Raw genomic sequence first — 14,718 nt, 5'->3', positions numbered from 1 at the left:
GATTCTACGCGGGGCGGGTTCGGGACGAGCTCGACGTCTGCTGATCAGGGGCGGACGGCGGTGGTGGCGCGGTCGCGCAGCGTCAGATCGCGATGGGTGGCTGCGGCCCGCCATCCGTCAGCTGCGAGCAGCTCGCGGATCGGGGAGCCCTGCAGTTCTCCGTGCTCGATCACCAGCGTGCCCCCCGGCCGCAGCAGACGCAGAGCCCTGGTGCTGAGCACACGGACGACGTCCAGCCCGTCCTCTCCGCCGTAGAGCGCGAGGGCGGGGTCGAACAGCCGGACCTCGGGGTCGCGCGGGATCGCCTGAGCGGGGACGTACGGAGGGTTCGAGATGACGACCGCGGCTGTGCCGTCCAGTTCGGGGAAGGCATCGGCGAGATCGGACAGCACGAGCGTGAGGTTCTCGACACCCTCGACGTTGCGACGGGCCCAGACATGGGCCTCCGGGGAGATCTCCGCGGCGTACACCCGGGCGTGCGGCACCTCGGTCGCCATCGCGAGCGCGATCGCCCCGCTGCCCGTGCCGAGATCGACGCCGATGGGGGACGGATCGCCCGATCCCAGAAGGGCGTCGATCGCATACTGCGCCACGGTCTCCGTCTCGGGCCGGGGGACGAAGACACCAGGGCCCACGGCGAGCTCCAGATGCCGGAACGGTGCGGTGCCGGTGAGATGCTGCAGGGGCTCACGGCCTGCGCGTCGGGCGACGAGCGCGTCCAAGGCGGTCGCGTCGTCGTCGTCGAGCCTGTCGCCCCGGACGATGGCCGCCTGCACCTCCCCGCGGCGCTGTCCTCGGACGTGTCCGGCGAGCAGCTCGGCGTCGACGAGGGGGTCGGGCACGCCGGCGTCGGCGAGACGCTGCTCCGCGGCGCGCACGGCCGCAGCGAGGGAGAGGTCGGGCATGGCTCCAGCGTAGAGTGCGCGCACGTCACAATGCCCCGTCCCCCCTCGGGCTCGCCTAGGCTGGATCGGCAGCGCACCCGCACAGGAAGGGCTCCCCCATGTCCGGCATCCACCCCGACATCACCACCGCTTTCGGCAACACGCCGCTCGTCCGCCTCAACCGCGTGACCGAGGGCCTCGGCGCCACCGTGCTCGCCAAGCTCGAGTACTACAACCCTGCGTCCAGCGTGAAGGACCGCATCGGCATCGCCATGATCAATGCGGCGGAGGCCGCGGGTGAGCTCTCCCCCGGCGGCACCATCGTGGAGTCCACGAGCGGCAACACCGGCATCGCCCTCGCCATGGTCGGCGCCGCCCGCGGCTACCGTGTCATCCTCACGATGCCCGCCTCGATGTCGAAGGAGCGCCGTGTGCTGCTCAAGGCGTTCGGCGCGGAGATCGTCCTCACCGACCCCACCAAGGGCATGAAGGGCGCGATCGAGGAGGTCAAGCGCATCGTCGACGAGACCCCTGGCGCGGTCTGGATCCGCCAGTTCGAGAACGCGGCGAATCCGCAGATCCACCGCGAGACCACGGCGCAGGAGATCCTCCGGGACACCGACGGCGCGGTCGACATCTTCATCGCCGGCGTCGGCACGGGCGGGACGGTCACCGGCACCGGCCAGGCGCTGAAGGCGGCGAAGCCCGAGGTCCAGGTCATCGCCGTCGAGCCGAAGGACTCCCCCGTCCTCACCGAGGGGCACCCCGGACCGCACAAGATCCAGGGCATCGGCCCGAACTTCGTACCCGACGTGCTCGACCGCGAGGTGCTCGACGAGATCATCACGGCGGAGTTCGAGGACTCGCTGCGCGTGGCCCGCGAGCTCGCGGCGAAGGAGGGTCTGCTGGTCGGCATGTCGTCCGGTGCCGCCATGTCGGCGGCCCTGACCGTCGCCGCGCGCCCGGAGAACGCCGGCAAGACCATCGTCGTGATCATCCCGGACACCGGCGAGCGGTACCTCTCCACCGCCCTGTTCGAGGACCTGCGCGAGGACTGAGGTCGTCGATGGGCATGATCGGGCGAATGCGCGAGGACATCGCCGCCGCGCGCCTTCGCGATCCGGCCGCGCGCACGGCGATCGAGGTGGCACTGCTCTACCCCGGCCTGCACGCCATCTGGGCGCACCGCGTCTCGCACGCGCTGTGGCGGCGGCGCCTCCGGCTCCTCGCGCGCGCCGGGTCGCAGATCTCCCGGTGGCTGACCGGCGTCGAGATCCACCCCGGAGCCCGGATCGGCCGGCGCTTCTTCATCGACCACGGCATGGGCGTCGTCATCGGCGAGACAGCGGAGATCGGCGATGACGTGCTGATGTACCACGGCGTGACGCTCGGGGGCCGGACACGGGACATCGGCAAGCGGCACCCCACCCTGCAGGACGGCGTCGCCGTGGGCGCAGGGGCGAAGATCCTCGGCGCCGTCACGGTCGGAGCCCGTTCCGTCGTGGGCGCCAACGCCGTGGTCACCAAGGACGCACCCGCCGACAGCGTGCTCGTCGGCGTTCCCGCGAAGCCGCGCCAGCGGACCGCCGGAGAGGACACCAGGGCCCTGCTGACCGCCCCGGACTACTCCATCTGACGCTCGCCCCGCGGCCGGCGACCTTCGTCACTGCGCGACGAAGAACGGGACGGCGCCGACCAGGATGCCGATCCCCAGCATCACGAGCGACACGATGACCGCGCGCCACAGCACCTTCCGGTGGTGGTCTCCGAGGTTCACCCCGGCGAGCGAGACCAGCAGCAGGATCGCGGGGACCAGCGGACTCTGCAGATGCACCGGCTGCCCGGTGATCGAGGCCCTGGCCATCTCGACCGGATCGATGCCGAAGTTCGCGGCGCTCTGTGCGAGCACGGGGAGGATGCCGAAGTAGAAGGCGTCGTTCGACATGAAGAACGTGAACGGGATGGACAGCACACCCGTGATCGGGGCGAGGAACGGTCCGAGCGCGGGTGGCAGCACGGTGGTGATCCAGGTCGCCATCGCGTCGACCATTCCGGTGCCGGAGAGGACTCCCACGAGGACGCCGGCCGCGATGACCATCGATACGACGCCGACGATGCTCGGGGCGTGCGCGACGATCTCCGCCGCCTGATCCTTGATGCCGCGGAAGTTGACGACGAGGGCGACGCCGGCCCCGACCATGAACACGTAGGGCAGCGGAAGGATGTCGACGACAAGGAGCACCATGACGGCGACGGTCAGCAGGAGGTTGAACCAGATCAGCCGCGGGCGCAGGGTGGGGCGGGCCGGATCGAGCATGGTGTCGGCCATCGCCGTGTCCGCGGGGTCGACGCTCCCGGCCGCGACCGGGGCGTGCCCGCCGGCGACGACGATGAGGTTGCCGGTGCGCAGCGAGGCGCGCGCGCCCGGCTTGAGCTCGGCGCCGCGGAAGATGCGGGGCACAGAGGCGAGCACACCGCCGTCGGCTCCGGTGAGCCGCCCGTCCGCATCGATCCGCCCCAGACGACGCCGCTCCCCCAGGCCGAGCAGCCAGGCGAAGCCGAGCGTCACGACGATGCCCGCGCCCAGCGCGGGAAGCATCGGCACGAAGATCTCCGTCGGCTGCACGCCGAGCGCGGTCGCGGCGCGCACGGTCGGTCCGCCCCAGGGGACGATGTTGAGCGTGCCGTTCATGAGGCCGGCGACGCAGGTGAGGACGACGGGGCTCATGCCGAGGCGCAGGTAGATGGGCAGCATCGCGGAGGTCGTGATGATGAAGGTCGTCGAGCCGTCGCCGTCGAGGGACACGGCGCCGGCGAGGATCGCGGTCCCGAGCACCACCTTCGCCGGGTCATCGCCGAGCAACCGCGTGATCAACCGGATGAGCGGGTCGAAGAGGCCGACGTCGATCATGATGCCGAAGAACATGATGGCGAACATCAGCAGCGCCGCCGTGGGCGCCATGGTGCCGATCGAGTCGAGGATCATGTCGCCCAGGCCGAGACCCGCCCCCGCGAACAGCCCGAAGACGGTGGGCACCAGGATCAGCGCCACCATGGGCGTGAGGCGCTTGGTCATGATCAGCGTCATGAACACGAGGACCATCGTGAAGCCGAGGATGACGAGCACCCCCTCCGGCGGCACGAAGGCCACGTCGTAGGTGGGTGCCTCCTCGGCGGCAGCGATCAGCGCGGTCGATGCGTGGAACATGCGTGACTCCTTCGTCGTCGCTCCGTCATCGCTGACGGATCCTGACGAGGCTAGGCAATCCGGAGACGCGGAGCGCGGTATGCCGCATTCCCGGCTGTTGTGCGCGTACCGTGACTTCTGCGCATATTGCGCGTCGGGAGCGAGGTGACGATGTCCACGGAGAAGCGGGTCCGGTTCGCGACCCGCGCCCTGTTGCTGCATCTCGCCGCCGTCGCCCTCGTCGTGACGCTGTGCACGGGCGTGTATCTCGCGCTCGCGGTCCAGCAGCTGCGCGCCGAGGCGGAGTCGACGGCACTCGGCATCGCCAGGACCCTGGCGGAGGACGCGCAGGTGCGGGAGACGGTGACCGCCATCTCCGCGTCGGACGACGAGCCGGATGCGGCCGCGCTGCGCGACGGGGAGCTGCAGCAGATCTCCGCCGCCGTCATGGCGCGCACCGGGGCTCTGTTCGTGGTGATCACGGACGACCACGGCATCCGCCTCGCCCACCCCCTGCCGTCGCGGATCGGCGAAGTGGTGAGCACCCCGTTCGCCGAGGTGCTGGCGGGCCACGAGGTGGTCGACTGGCAGACCGGCACGCTCGGCGAGTCGGCACGCGCGAAGGTGCCGGTGCGGGACGATACCGGCACGCCAGTCGGCGAGATCAGCGTCGGGTTCGAGCGCACCGGGGTCTTCGACGACCTCCCGCCCGTGCTCGCCGCGATCGGGCTGACGGCCGCCGGCGCGCTCGCGCTCGCGCTCGCGACCTTCCTTCTCCTCCGCCGCCGCTGGGAGCGGTTGACCCTCGGCGTGCAGCCCGAGGAGCTGGTCGCCCTCGTGCAGAACCAGACGGCAGTGCTGAACGGTGTCGGCGACGGCGTTCTCGCGGTCGACAAGGACGGCGTCGTGCGGGTGAGCAATGCCGCGTCGGATCGGCTCCTCGGGCTCCACGACCCGGTCGGCCGCCGCGTGGGCGAGCTCCCGCTGCCACCCGTCGTACGGGACACGGCCACGGGAGCCCGCGAGCGTGCGGAGGCGGTCGTCGGCGACCGGATGCTCTATCTCGAGTCGAGCGCGGTGCGGCGCGACGGGCAGGAACTCGGTGACGTGCTGATCGTGCGCGACCGCACCGACCTCATCGCCCTCACCGAGCGGCTGGAGGCCGTGCGCACGATGACCTCAGCACTGCGCGTCCAGCGCCACGAGTTCGCCAACCGCCTGCACGTGGCTGCCGGCCTCATCGACGCCGGCCGTGTCGCCGACGCGCGCGCCTTCCTCGACGAGCTGGTGAGCCGTGGTCCCGTGTCGTTCCCCGTCGCCGGCCTCGACCTCGTGGGCGATCCGTTCCTGCACGCCTTCCTGGGAGCCAAGGGCGTGGAGGCCGCCGAACGGGGCGTCGCCCTGCGGATCGCGGAGGACACGCAGCTGATCGGCACCGTGCGTCGGGCGGAGGACGTGGCGAGCGTGCTCGGCAATCTCGTCGACAACGCGATCGCCGCCGCCGTCACGGGCACGAGGGACCCGCGGTGGGTCGAGGTCTCCGCGCTGAGCGATGGCGGCGCGCTCGTCGTCACCGTCTCCGACTCCGGCGCCGGTATCCGGGAGCCCGACCTCCGAGCGCCCGCCGACGACGCGGGAAGCGAGGATCGCGTGCACGGGCACGGTATCGGCCTGCCCCTGGCCACGGAGATCGCCCGCCGGAGCGGCGGCGACCTCTGGATCATCGACCCCGGCGGCACCGACCACGGCGCGGTGTTCGCCGCCCGCATCGGAGATGCCGTCGACCCCACTCCGCATCTCTCGAAGGAGGACCTGTGACGGAACCGCTGCGTGCGCTCATCCTCGACGACGACTTCCGGGTGGCCGACCTGCATCGGGCGGTCGTGGACGACCATCCCGGATACACCGTGACCGGAACCGCGCGCTCCTGTGGCGAGGCTCGCGACCTCGTGCGCTCGACACGCCCCGACCTGCTGCTCGCCGACGTCTACCTCCCCGACGGCGACGGCATCGGACTCGTCCGCGAGGTCGGGGTGGACGCGATCCTCATCTCCGCCGCGGACGACGCGCCCACCGTGCGACGAGCCCTGCGGGCCGGCGCGATCGGCTATCTCGTGAAACCGTTCGACCGTCGCGGACTGACCGGCCTCCTCGACCGGTACCTGCGCTATCGCAACCTGCTCGCGGGTGAGCGTCCCCTCACGCAGGAGGACGTGGACCGGGCGCTCGCGATCCTGCACGGCGGCGGCGAGCCGGTGTCCCTTTCGCGCTCGGCCACCGAGCAGCGCGTGCTCGCAGCGCTCGGAGACGGCGAGTCCTCGGCCGCGGAGGTCGCCGAGCGGGTCGGCATCTCACGGGCCACCGCGCAACGGCACCTCGCGGCTCTCGCCGCACGGACGATCGTCGAGGTGCGGTTGCGGTACGGATCGACCGGACGGCCCGAGCACCGGTACGCGACGCGCACGTGACGCGGTGGGCGGCCGCTCAGCCCTCGGAGCCGACGGCGGCGAGGCGCGCTTCTTCGTCGGCGGCGATGGCGCTCTCGATGATGGGGTCGAGCGCACCGTCCATGACCTGATCGAGGTTGTACGCCTTGAACCCGGTCCGGTGATCCGCGATCCGGTTCTCCGGGAAGTTGTAGGTACGGATGCGCTCCGAGCGGTCCATGCCGCGGATCTGCGACTTGCGCGCGTCGGAGGCTGCCGCGTCGAGCTCCTCCTGCTGCTTGGCGAGCAGTCGGGCGCGCAGCACGCGCATCGCAGCCTCACGGTTCTGCAACTGCGACTTCTCGTTCTGCATCGACACGACGATGCCGGTGGGCACGTGGGTGATCCGGACCGCGGAGTCGGTGGTGTTCACCGACTGGCCGCCGGGGCCCGATGAACGGAACACGTCGATCTTCAGATCGTTCTGATCGATCTGGATCTCCTCGGGCTCGTCCACCTCGGGGAACACGAGCACGCCGGTCGTGGACGTGTGGATGCGTCCCTGCGACTCCGTGGCCGGCACCCGCTGCACGCGGTGCACGCCGCCCTCGTACTTCAGGTGCGCCCAGACGCCCTGTGCAGGGTCGGACGAGGAGCCTTTGATGGCGACCTGGACGTCCTTGTAGCCGCCGAGGTCGGACTCGTTGCGCTCGAGCAGCTCGGTCTTCCACCCCTTGGACGCGGCGTACTGCACGTACATGCGCAGCAGATCCGCCGCGAACAACGCCGACTCGGCGCCGCCCTCCCCCGCCTTGATCTCCATGATCACGTCGCGGGCGTCGTCGGGGTCGCGCGGGATGAGGAGTCGTCGGAGGCGCTCCTGCGCGGTCTGCACGCCCTCCTCCAGCGCGGGGACCTCGGCGGCGAACGCCTCGTCCTCCCTGGCGAGCTCGCGCGCCGCCTCCAGATCATCGACGGCGCCCGTCCACGCCTCGTGCGCCGCGACGATGCGCGACAGCTCGGCGTACCGACGGTTGACACGCTTGGCGCGGGCCGCGTCGGCGTGCACCGCCGGGTCGGAGAGCTCCTCCTGGACCCGGCGATGCTCGTCGATCAGAGTCTGGACGGACTCGAACACGTCGGGCCTCAGCGGATGTTGTTGTCGTGCCCGTGGGCGCCCGAGGGCAGCGTCGGGATCGACTTCTGCATCTGAACGAGGAACTCCACGTTGGAGTGGGTCTCCTTGAGCTTGCCGAGCACGACCTCCAGCGCCTGCTGCGGGTCGAGGCCGGCGAGAGCGCGGCGCAGCTTCCAGGTGATCTTGACCTCGTCGGCGGAGAGGAGCATCTCCTCGCGGCGGGTGCTGGACGCGTTCACGTCCACCGCCGGGAAGATGCGCTTGTCGGCGAGCTGGCGGGACAGGCGCAGCTCGCTGTTGCCGGTGCCCTTGAACTCCTCGAAGATGACCTCGTCCATCTTGGAGCCGGTCTCGACGAGCGCGGTGGCGAGGATCGTGAGGGATCCGCCGTTCTCGATGTTGCGGGCGGCACCGAAGAAGCGCTTCGGCGGGTAGAGCGCGGATGCGTCGACGCCACCGGTGAGGACGCGGCCGGACGCCGGAGCGGCCAGGTTGTACGCGCGTCCGAGGCGGGTGATCGAGTCGAGCAGCACGACCACGTCGCGGCCCAGCTCGACGAGGCGCTTGGCGCGCTCGATCGCGAGCTCGGCGACCGTCGTGTGGTCTTCGGCTGGCCGGTCGAAGGTGGAGGCGATGACCTCGCCCTTCACCGTGCGCTCCATGTCGGTGACCTCTTCGGGGCGCTCGTCGACGAGCACGACCATGAGGTGCACCTCGGGGTTGTTCTGCGCGATCGCGTTGGCGATCTGCTGCAGGACGATCGTCTTGCCGGCCTTGGGGGGCGCGACGATGAGACCGCGCTGGCCCTTGCCGATCGGCGCGACGAGGTCGATGATGCGCTGCGTCAGCTTCTCCGGAGCCGTCTCCAGGCGCAGACGCTCCTGCGGGTAGAGCGGCGTGAGCTTGCCGAACTCCACGCGGGTGGCCGCGTCGTCGACCGAGAGGCCGTTGATGGAGTCGACCTTGACGAGGGCGTTGTACTTCTGGCGGCCCTGCTGCTCGCCTTCGCGCGGCTGCTTGATGGAGCCGACGACCGCGTCGCCCTTGCGGAGGTTGTACTTCTTGACCTGGCCGAGCGAGACGTAGACGTCGCTGGGCCCGGCGAGGTAGCCGGTGGTGCGCACGAAGGCGTAGTTGTCGAGCACGTCGAGGATGCCGGCGATCGGGATGAGGACGTCGTCCTCGGTGATCTCGGTCTCGAACTCGTCGACAGGGCCGGCACCGCGACGCTTGTTGCGCTGACGGTTGCGCCCGTTGCCGTTGCCGGACTGGTCGTCGTCGGCCGGTGCGTTCTGCGCCTGCTCCTGACCGCCGCCCTGCCCGCGGCCGCGGTTGCGGTTGCGGTTGCGACTGCGGCCTCGACCACCCTGCTCGTCGCCGTTGTCTCCCTCGCCGGACGCGTCCTTCGCGGGGGCGTCCGTCTCGGCCTCGTTCTTCGCGGCAGCGCCGTCGTTCTTCGGCTCGTTCTTCGCCGCGTCGTTCTTGGTGCGGCCGCCCTGGGCGGTGCCCGCGTCGGCCGTCTCGGTCGCGCCGTCGGCCGGTGCCGCCTCGGCCTTCTCGGTCTTCGCCTCGGGGGCCTCGGCGTCCGCCTTCTTCGTGCGACGGCCGCGTCCGGACTTCGGGGCCTCGGCCGGTGCCTCGGCGGCCTCGGCAGCAGGCGCCGGCTCGGCGGCGGCGGTCTCGGCGGGGGCCTCGGCGTCCGCCTTCTTCGCGCGGGTGCGGCGCGGAGCCTTCGCCTTGGGCGCGGCTTCTGCCCCCTCGGCGGAGTCGCCGGCAGCGGCGGGAGCATCGGCGGTGCCGGACTCCTCCGCCTTGGCGGCCTTGGCAGCGGCCGTCGCGGTGCTCGCCCGGCGCGGCGCGCGCTTCTTGGCCGGAGCGGACTCGGTCGCCTGCGCGGCGACGGGGGCGTCGGCGGTCGGAGCCGCCTGATCGTTCTGGGTCTCGGAGAGGTTCTCCACGAGTACTCCCTTATAGGTCATGGGAAATGAGCGTGAACGCGCACAACGGGTGCTGCGCACGATCGCACGGGCTGACGCTCGGCGTCAGCCAGCCTCGGCACTTGGGCCTCAGGGGTTTGCGTGCGGGTCTTGCAAGAGATGCAATGGGGCCAGATTCACGAATGCTACGTGGAGCCCTCCGCTCGATCCCCCACTGTACCACCACGGACGTCGACGGCGAGCAGGAGCGCCTCCCACGGGGTGTCGGTCACCCGATTGGCCACCTCGACGGCGTCCAGGCGACTGCCCGGACCGTCCGCGAGGACGAGCACACTGGGGCCGGCGCCGGAGACGACGGCGGCGAATCCGGCGGCCCGCAGCGCCTGCACGAGGCGCTGCGTCTCGGGCATGGCGCCGGCGCGGTAGTCCTGGTGCAGGCGGTCGGCGGTCGCGTCCAGCAGCAGCTCCGGGCTCTGCATCAGCGCCGCGATGAGCAGAGCCGACCGGGACACGTTGAACACGGCGTCGGCCGTGGAGACGTGCGGCGGCTGCAGCGAGCGGGCCTGCGAAGTCGACATCGTGTAGGCCGGGACGAGGACCAGGGGCGAGACGCCCCGATGCACGAGGAGCTTCTTGTGCTGCGGACCCCGCTCCCCCATCCACGCGATCGTGAGCCCGCCGAACAGCGCGGGCGCCACGTTGTCCGGGTGGCCCTCCAGCTCGGTCGCGAGGCGCAGCAGATCGGTGTCGGAGAGGTCGACGTCGCCGGCCAGCAGACCCTTCGCCGCGAGCACGCCGGCAGCGACGGCCGCACCGGAGGACCCCAGGCCGCGGCCGTGCGGGACCGCGTTCTCGGCCACGATGCGCAGGCCGGGCATCGGCCTGCCGACGTCCGCGAAGACGTAGGCGATCGTCCGGACGATGAGGTTGGACGCATCCCGGGGGATGTCGGCGGCGCCCGAACCGGAGACCTCGATCTCGAGCTCCCCTTCCGGCAGAGCGGTCACCTCGAGACGGTCGTAGATGCTCAGGGCCAGGCCGAGCGTGTCGAAGCCGGGGCCGAGGTTGGCGCTCGTCGCCGGCACCGTCACCTCGACCGTGCGGCCGATGCGGGCGCCGTGCTCCTCGGGAGCGGGAGCCGTAGCCGTCACCGTGGTCACTCGCCTTCCACCCGGAGGACGGAGACCACGCGGGCGACGACATCGCTGTCGGCCAGCACGTCCACCGTGTCGCTGAGGGCCTGCTCGGTCGCACGGTGCGTGCCGATGATGAGGCGAGCGGTCGGCTCGTCCTCGCCCTCGACGGTCTGGACGACGGTCGCGACGGACACTCCGCCGTCGCTGAGGATGCCCGCCACGGTCGCGAGCACGCCGGGGGCGTCGGAGACCTCGAGGGTGATCTGGTACCGCGTGGTGACGTGGCCGATGGGCACGACCGGGAGATTCGCCCGGGTGGACTCGCCCACGCCGACGCCGCCCGCGATATGCCGACGCGCAGCGGAGACGACGTCGCCGAGGACGGCCGAGGCCGTCTGCACGCCGCCGGCGCCCGCCCCGTAGAACATGAGAGAGCCGGCGGCCTCCGCCTCGACGAAGACGGCGTTGTTGGCACCGTGCACGGAGGCGAGCGGGTGGGACACGGGGACGAGGGCCGGGTAGACCCGCACCGAGATGGACTCGGCGCCGTTCGCCTCGATCCGCTCGCAGACGGCGAGCAGCTTGATGACGAAGCCGGCCGCGCGGGCCTCCTCGATCATCGACGCGGTGATCGAGGTGATGCCCTCGCGATGCACCGCCTCCAGCGGCACCGCGGTGTGGAAAGCGAGGCTGGCGAGGATCGCGGCCTTCTGCGCGGCGTCGTAGCCCTCCACGTCGGCGGTGGGGTCGGCCTCCGCATACCCCAGGCGCTGCGCGTCGGCGAGCACGTCGGCGAAGTCGGCGCCCTCGGTGTCCATCCGGTCGAGGATGTAGTTCGTGGTGCCGTTGACGATGCCCATGATGCGCACGACGCGGTCGCCGGCGAGCGAGTCGCGCAGCGGACGGATGATCGGGATGGCGCCGGCGGCCGCCGCCTCGTAGTACACCGATGCGCCGACGCGATCCGCGGCCTCGAACAGCTCCGGCCCGTGGGTCGCCAGCAGCGCCTTGTTGGCGGTGACCACGTCGGCGCCGGAGCCGATGGCCTGGAGGATGTTGGTGCGGGCGGGCTCGATCCCGCCGATCAGCTCGATCACGATGTCGGCGCCGAGGATGAGCGACTCGGCATCGGTCGTGAAGAGCTCCTTCGGCAGCTCGACGTCGCGGGGCGCGTCGAGGTTGCGCACCGCGATGCCCGCCAGCTCCAGCGCGGCACCCGCGCGGTCGGCCAGCTCGTCGCCGTGGCGGAGCAGGAGGGCCGCCACCTGGGAGCCGACGGCTCCGGCGCCCAGCAGCGCCACGCGAAGTCGTCTGTAGTCAGTCATGGGTGCTCCTTCTGGGGTGGGTCATCGTGCTCCCTCGGGGGCGTGCGCCCCGTCGATGCCCGCGTCGCGGGCCAGCAGGTCGTGGACGGTCTCGCCGCGGACGATCACCCGCGAGCGACCCTCGCGCACCGCCACGATCGGCGGCCGCGGGACGTGGTTGTAGTTGCTCGCGAGAGAGGCGCAGTACGCGCCCGTCGCGGGCACCGCGAGCAGGTCCCCCGGGGTGACGTCGCCGGGCAGATATTCGTGATCGACGACGATGTCGCCGGACTCGCAGTGCTTGCCGACCACCCGGCTCAACTGCGGGTCGCCCGTGCCCGCGCGCGAGGCCAGGCGGGCGGAGTAGCTGGCGCCGTAGAGAGCCGTGCGGGCGTTGTCACTCATCCCGCCGTCGACGCTGACGTAACGCCGGGTCGCCCCCGAGGCGACCGTGACGTCCTTCGTCGTGCCGACCTCGTAGAGCGTCACGCCCGCAGTGCCGACGATCGCACGCCCGGGCTCGAACGACAGCGCCGGCACGGGGATGCCGCGCGCCGCGCAGCCCTCGGCCACCGCCGCGACGATGCCGCCGGCGAGCTCGTCGATGGGGGTGGGGTCGTCGATGCGGGTGTAGGCGATGCCGAACCCGCCGCCGAGGTTCAGCTGCGGCACGGGGCCGTCCTCGAGGAGGGCGGCGTGCAGTTCGAGCACGCGGGAGGCGGACTCGCGGAAGCCGGCCACGCCGAAGATCTGGGAGCCGATGTGGCAGTGCAGTCCGGCGAACTCCAGCCCGGGGATCTCGCGGATCCGTGCCACGGCGACCTCCGCCTCGGCGAGCGGGAAGCCGAACTTCTGGTCCTCGTGCGCCGTGGCGAGGAAGTCGTGGGTCTCGGCGTGGACGCCGCTGATGACCCGGACCATGACGCGCTGCACGGCGTCGGTGCGGGCGGTGATGGCGGCCAGGCGCTCGATCTCGATCGCGCTGTCGACGACGATCGTCCCCACGCCGAGGGCGACCGCGCGCTCGAGCTCGGCGACCGACTTGTTGTTGCCGTGGAAGCCGAGCGAGGCCGGAGCGACCCCCGCGGAGAGGGCGACTTCGAGCTCGCCGCCGGTGCACACGTCGATGCGGAGCCCCTCGTCGACGACCCACCGGGCGACCGTCGTGCACAGGAACGCCTTGCCCGCGTAGTACACCTGCGCGGTCGTGCCGTGGGCGGAGGCGGCGCGGTCGAAAGCGTCGCGGAAGGCCCTGGCGCGGCGGCGCACCTCGTCTTCGTCGAGCACGAGGAGCGGCGTGCCGTAGGCCCGGACCAGCTCCGGCGCCGTCACACCCGCCAGCACGAGGGCTCCGTCCTCGTCGCGCTCCGTGGAGGACGGCCAGACCCCGACCGCGAGATCGTTCGGGTCGTCGGGGACGACGAGCCAATCCGGAGCGAGCGTGGCGGCAGAGTCGAGCACGGAACACCAATCGTGGGACGGATCTCGGGCGGAGGCGCACATCGAGTTGCCCCGATTCTAGGGCACCCCCTGTCCCCGCCTGGTCATGGTGACACGCCGCGTCAACCCCCTGGGGAGGGGTGCCGAGCGGCTCATAGGGTGGGGGCGTGGCAGACACCGACACGCGAGACTCCGAGAACCGTTCCGCAGCCCCGGCCCGACCGGGACTCGTCGCCCGCATCACGGGACCGGTGATCGCTTGGGCCCTGGCCCGGCGCCCGGTCAGGGCGGTGCTGCTGTACTCCGAGCGCCGCGGTCCGATGCTCGCCGACAGCGTGACCTACCGGGCCCTGTTCAGCGTCTTCGCCGGCGTGCTCCTCGGCTTCTCCCTCGCGGCCCTCTGGCTCTCCGGAAACCCGGAGGCCTGGCGCGCGATCATCGACGCCGTGCAGTCCGCGGTCCCCGGGCTCATCGGCGAGGGCGGTGTCATCAATACGAAGGACCTCCGGACTCCGGCGTCGTTCTCGATCGCCGGCATCATCTCCCTCGTCGCGCTGGTCGGTGCCGCGCTCGGCGCCATCGGCTCGCTCCGCACGGCCATCCGGACCATCGCCGGCACGATCCAGGCGGACATCCTGTGGATCTGGGTCATCGTCCGCAACCTGCTTCTCGGCATCGGCATCGGCCTCGCGTTCGTGCTCGCCGCCGGGATCACCTTCATCGGACAGCTCGGGGTGACCTGGATCGGCGACCTGCTCGGGGTGCCGTCGGATTCGCCTCTGCTCGCCTGGACGGTCCGGATCCTGTCGCTCCTCGTGGTGTTCATCCTCGACGCGGCTCTGATCGTGGGGGCCTTCCTCCTGCTGTCCGGCGTCCGACCCGCTGCGCGGTCGTTGTGGAGCGGCGCCTTCCTCGGCGCCTTCGGTCTGATCGTGCTGCAGCAGCTCTCCGGGCTCTTCGTCGGCGGTGCGACGAGCAACCCCCTGCTCGCCTCGTTCGCCTCGCTCCTGGCGCTGCTGATCTGGCTCCAGCTGTCCACCCAGGTCATCCTCGTCTCGTGCGCCTACATCGTCACGGCCGAGGAGGAGCGCGGCGACCGCCTGCACGAGCGGTTCGGCGCACGGACGTTCGTCCAACGGCGGATGCAGCGCGCCGAGGTGGACGTCAAGATCGCCACAGCCGAGCTGCGTGACGCCCAGCGTGCGGCGGCCGAGGAGAACGGCACCGCCGAGAAGGCGACCGAGAAAGACTGACCATCCTCGTTGT

The 14,718-nt window shown here is 71.4% G+C and carries 12 protein-coding genes; 5 read left to right on the top strand and 7 right to left on the bottom strand.

The window, feature by feature from the left end:
• Positions 1-44 precede the first annotated feature (44 nt).
• A complete protein-coding gene (gene prmC, locus AB0310_RS02975) occupies positions 45-905 on the bottom strand; it encodes a peptide chain release factor N(5)-glutamine methyltransferase (protein WP_366236560.1) in 861 nt (286 codons plus the stop codon).
• A gap of 98 nt (positions 906-1,003) precedes the next feature.
• Here prmC and cysK point away from each other — a divergent pair, with 98 nt between their 5' ends.
• The gene (gene cysK, locus AB0310_RS02970) at positions 1,004-1,942 is read left to right on the top strand and encodes a cysteine synthase A (RefSeq protein ID WP_366236559.1); all 939 of its coding nucleotides are present in this window, start codon (positions 1,004-1,006) and stop codon (positions 1,940-1,942) included.
• A gap of 8 nt (positions 1,943-1,950) precedes the next feature.
• A complete protein-coding gene (gene epsC / locus AB0310_RS02965) occupies positions 1,951-2,520 on the top strand; it encodes a serine O-acetyltransferase EpsC (protein ID WP_315637047.1) in 570 nt (189 codons plus the stop codon).
• Positions 2,521-2,547: 27 nt separating this feature from the next.
• On the opposite strand, the gene AB0310_RS02960 is transcribed toward epsC, so the two are convergent.
• A complete protein-coding gene (locus tag AB0310_RS02960; RefSeq protein ID WP_366236558.1) occupies positions 2,548-4,092 on the bottom strand; it encodes a CitMHS family transporter in 1,545 nt (514 codons plus the stop codon).
• A gap of 150 nt (positions 4,093-4,242) precedes the next feature.
• Here AB0310_RS02960 and AB0310_RS02955 point away from each other — a divergent pair, with 150 nt between their 5' ends.
• Together AB0310_RS02955 and AB0310_RS02950 are read left to right on the top strand one after the other, a co-directional pair.
• Positions 4,243-5,889: a sensor histidine kinase gene (locus AB0310_RS02955; protein ID WP_366236557.1), complete on the top strand. Its 1,647-nt coding sequence runs from the start codon at positions 4,243-4,245 to the stop codon at positions 5,887-5,889.
• Complete coding sequence (locus tag AB0310_RS02950; RefSeq protein WP_187663811.1) at positions 5,886-6,539, top strand: response regulator; 654 nt, start codon at positions 5,886-5,888, stop codon at positions 6,537-6,539. Before AB0310_RS02955 ends, AB0310_RS02950 begins: the two co-directional genes overlap by 4 nt.
• 16 nt (positions 6,540-6,555) lie before the next feature.
• Here the strand turns inward: AB0310_RS02950 and prfA are convergent, their stop codons facing one another.
• From prfA to lysA, 5 genes are all read right to left on the bottom strand, one after another.
• Positions 6,556-7,635 carry a peptide chain release factor 1 gene (gene prfA / locus AB0310_RS02945; RefSeq protein ID WP_268776475.1) on the bottom strand — a complete coding sequence of 360 codons (1,080 nt, stop codon included), beginning with the start codon at positions 7,633-7,635 and terminating at the stop codon, positions 6,556-6,558.
• Between the two features lie 8 nt (positions 7,636-7,643).
• Positions 7,644-9,593: a transcription termination factor Rho gene (gene rho, locus AB0310_RS02940; protein WP_522727333.1), complete on the bottom strand. Its 1,950-nt coding sequence runs from the start codon at positions 9,591-9,593 to the stop codon at positions 7,644-7,646.
• Between the two features lie 164 nt (positions 9,594-9,757).
• Positions 9,758-10,723 (bottom strand): homoserine kinase, encoded by a 966-nt coding sequence (gene thrB, locus AB0310_RS02935; RefSeq protein ID WP_292796784.1) that lies wholly within the window; start codon positions 10,721-10,723, stop codon positions 9,758-9,760.
• A gap of 5 nt (positions 10,724-10,728) precedes the next feature.
• Positions 10,729-12,033 carry a homoserine dehydrogenase gene (locus AB0310_RS02930; protein WP_187663808.1) on the bottom strand — a complete coding sequence of 435 codons (1,305 nt, stop codon included), beginning with the start codon at positions 12,031-12,033 and terminating at the stop codon, positions 10,729-10,731.
• Positions 12,034-12,054: 21 nt separating this feature from the next.
• Positions 12,055-13,473: a diaminopimelate decarboxylase gene (lysA, locus tag AB0310_RS02925; RefSeq protein ID WP_366236555.1), complete on the bottom strand. Its 1,419-nt coding sequence runs from the start codon at positions 13,471-13,473 to the stop codon at positions 12,055-12,057.
• 146 nt (positions 13,474-13,619) lie between these two features.
• On the opposite strand from lysA, the gene AB0310_RS02920 reads away from it, so the two are divergent.
• On the top strand, positions 13,620-14,705 hold the full coding sequence (locus AB0310_RS02920) for a YihY/virulence factor BrkB family protein (RefSeq protein ID WP_366236554.1): 1,086 nt from the start codon (positions 13,620-13,622) through the stop codon (positions 14,703-14,705).
• Positions 14,706-14,718: the final 13 nt, after the last annotated feature.

The organism is Microbacterium meiriae (genome assembly GCF_040702565.1).
Lineage (GTDB): Bacteria > Actinomycetota > Actinomycetes > Actinomycetales > Microbacteriaceae > Microbacterium > Microbacterium meiriae.
The sequence above is the reverse complement of the archived record's forward strand: the minus strand, read 5'-3'. Positions and strand labels throughout refer to the sequence as shown.

Excerpts from the sequence above, each read along its gene's own strand:
- AB0310_RS02955 (WP_366236557.1), top strand. The coding sequence starts at position 4,243 with ATGTCCACGGAGAAGCGGGTCCGGTTCGCGACCCGCGCCCTGTTGCTG.
- prmC (WP_366236560.1), bottom strand. The coding sequence starts at position 905 with ATGCCCGACCTCTCCCTCGCTGCGGCCGTGCGCGCCGCGGAGCAGCGT.
- AB0310_RS02960 (WP_366236558.1), bottom strand. The coding sequence starts at position 4,092 with ATGTTCCACGCATCGACCGCGCTGATCGCTGCCGCCGAGGAGGCACCC.
- cysK (WP_366236559.1), top strand. The coding sequence starts at position 1,004 with ATGTCCGGCATCCACCCCGACATCACCACCGCTTTCGGCAACACGCCG.
- epsC (WP_315637047.1), top strand. The coding sequence starts at position 1,951 with ATGGGCATGATCGGGCGAATGCGCGAGGACATCGCCGCCGCGCGCCTT.
- AB0310_RS02930 (WP_187663808.1), bottom strand. The coding sequence starts at position 12,033 with ATGACTGACTACAGACGACTTCGCGTGGCGCTGCTGGGCGCCGGAGCC.